A 2,511-nucleotide genomic window follows, 5' to 3' on the forward strand; every position below is an offset into this window, starting at 1 on the left:
GATGCGGAGCGGGGATCCCTGTTTGTGGGTCTAGCCGGGGAGGATCCCCTCAGTTTGCTGGTGGTCAACCCAGACAATGGGGAGTTGTTGGCCCGTTGGCGCGGCGGCAATACTCCGGAAGCGATGGCTTTGGATGCCGAACGGCAACGCTTGGTGGTGCTCAACTCCGGCAGCCAAGATCTAACAGTGCTGGATCTGAGCCGCAGCGGCGAGGCCCTGCAGCGGGTTGGCCTGGATTGGCGACCGACGCGGCTGGCCCTTTCCCCTGATGGACGTTGGGCTTACGTGACCTCCCGCGATAGCGACCGCCTGCAGCTGGTGGATTTACAGACGGGGCGATTGGTGGCCTCGCTGCGGCTGCAGGGACAGCCGACGGGTCTGGTGATGCTGGGGGAGCGGGATCTGTGGGTGGTGGCAGCAGGGATCCCAGCTTTGCGCCGTTTGCAGGATATTCAGGCTCAAGTTGGCGACGGCGGGACAGAGGTCCTGAACGGGGGAGTCCCCTCTCCAGGCAACCGCGGTGTGGTGACCGGGCGGGTGCTGGATATTGCCGGCCAACCTGTTCAGACGGGGGTTTTGCACCTGGCCGCCACGCCAACCCAACCCAGGCAAACCGTCCGCATTGCTGCCGACGGCACTTACGTGCTGCCGGAACTGCCGGCTGGCCTGTATTTGGTAGATGTGGAGGTGCCGGGTTTTCCCCTGACCAGCACCCAGGTGGAAGTCCGGGCCGGCTTTGTCTCCACTCAGGATATTCGCCTGCCGCCAGGGGAACCGACCCGCCAGCCGGAGGGCATTGGCCTTTTGCCCGATGAACCCGTTTACTCGGATGAGCTGGCCCGCCACCTCAGCATGGCCCTGAAGGAGTTGCAGCCCCAGCGACCGGTACTGCTCTTGAAGGGGCCTTTGGGGCCGGATCCTCGGTTTGAGCCGCTTCTGCCCCTCACCCAGGGCCTAACGTTGTTGGATCGGGATGAGCGCTACACCTCCGATTTGGCCAAGCTGAAGGCCATCGGGGATGCCCTGGGATTGCGCTACATCCTTTTGACCCAGATGCAGATCTCGCGGGACTACAACCGCCAGGGCAACTCTCTGCTGAATACAGCCTTACGCTTTGTGGCCCCGACGGTGCCGGTGGAAATTCCCAACTTCACCCCCAACCAGTTGCGCAGCCGCGGGGTGGTGGTGGTGGTGGACTTGCAGAGGGATCGGCCTGGGGATCGGGCTCGCTACTACGAAGCCTATGGGCGGGATGATGTGGGCGGGGATCCGATGTTTGAAGATGCGGCAGCGGGCCTGTTTCGGCTGCAGGTGCGCAACATGGTGCCGGTGTTTGTCCAACAATGGCAAGCCAACAACCCCTTTTCGGGGTGAGGATCCCTGCAGCAGGATCTTGCCCTGTTCGCGTCAGGGGTGCGGAGCAGAATAGAACCGACTGCTACTACCGGATGCAACCTTCGCCATGCCTTTTTTCTTCTTTCATCCTCTCCGGCACAGGATTAGCTATCGCTACGCAACGCTCTCGCGAACAGGCAGTCTGGCCCTCTGCGGCTGGCTGGCACTGGCTTCAGGAGCGCTGGCTCAGGCTCCGGCCACCCCCATTCCGCGGTTGACGCCGTTGTTTCCCTCCCAAAACAGAGGGCAGCCCCAGGGAACAGCACGGCTGGTGGGGCAGGTGAGCAACAGCGTGGGGCAACCTGTGGCGGGGGCACAGGTGCAGTTGGAGGGCATGGAGAACCCCAATCAGCCGATTCAAACCGATGAGCGGGGCGCTTTTGAGCTAGACCAAGCCCCAGCCGGGCGTTGGCTGTTGACGGTGTGGCACCCCGACTATGAAAAGGCAGAGCAGGAGATCCTCCTGCAAGCGGGCCTGACCACCCCTGTGGATGTGGTTTTGCAGGTGCCGATTCGGCCTCAACCCCGCCGTCGCCTTGGCATTTTGGGGGTGGGAGGGTTGGAGCATACCCAACTGTTGGGCCAGCGCCTGGCCATAGAGGCGGTGCGTCTGGGCTTGATCCCCAACGGCGAGAAGGTGGTGCCCCTGGACAACCGTCGCATTCAGCCCATTTTGCAGAAGGTGGGCTGGCCCATCTACGAGCTGTTTGAGTGGGATCGCCGCAAGCCGGAGGCGGTGGGCCAATTTTTCGATTACCTGGGCCTGGAAGCCATCGTCATCGCCCGCGTCGATGTCCTCACTCGACCAGCTTCGCCAACGGAGCTGAGCCTGCGTTCCCGCAGCCGCCTGGAACTGTGGCGGTTTGATGAGCAAGGCAACCTTGTGGTAGATGTCTTGGCCGAGGCCAGTCGCGATCAGGTGGAGCGGGGCAACCTCAATGCTGCCGAGTTGGCTCAGCTTTATCAAATCCAAGTCACCCAGATGGCTGCTGAGGTGGGATCCCGCTGGAAGGAGCATCACCCGCTGGCCCAGTACCTAGAACTGGCTCAGGGAGAAGCCCCACCCCCACGCTCTCGCCTGGATACGGCTGTGGAGCTGCGCATCCCCTCTGCCAC

Annotated in this window: 2 protein-coding genes; both read left to right on the forward strand. The window is 62.8% G+C overall.

The window, feature by feature from the left end; genetic code table 11:
• The coding region (locus NW820_RS04000; protein WP_414406746.1) for a carboxypeptidase regulatory-like domain-containing protein at positions 1–1,374 on the forward strand (1,374 nt) is incomplete at its 5' end.
• 88 nt (positions 1,375–1,462) lie between these two features.
• The coding region (locus NW820_RS04005; protein ID WP_414406747.1) for a carboxypeptidase-like regulatory domain-containing protein at positions 1,463–2,511 on the forward strand (1,049 nt) is incomplete at its 3' end.

It is taken from the genome of Synechococcus sp. R55.7, assembly GCF_047461955.1.
GTDB lineage: Bacteria > Cyanobacteriota > Cyanobacteriia > Thermostichales > Thermostichaceae > Thermostichus.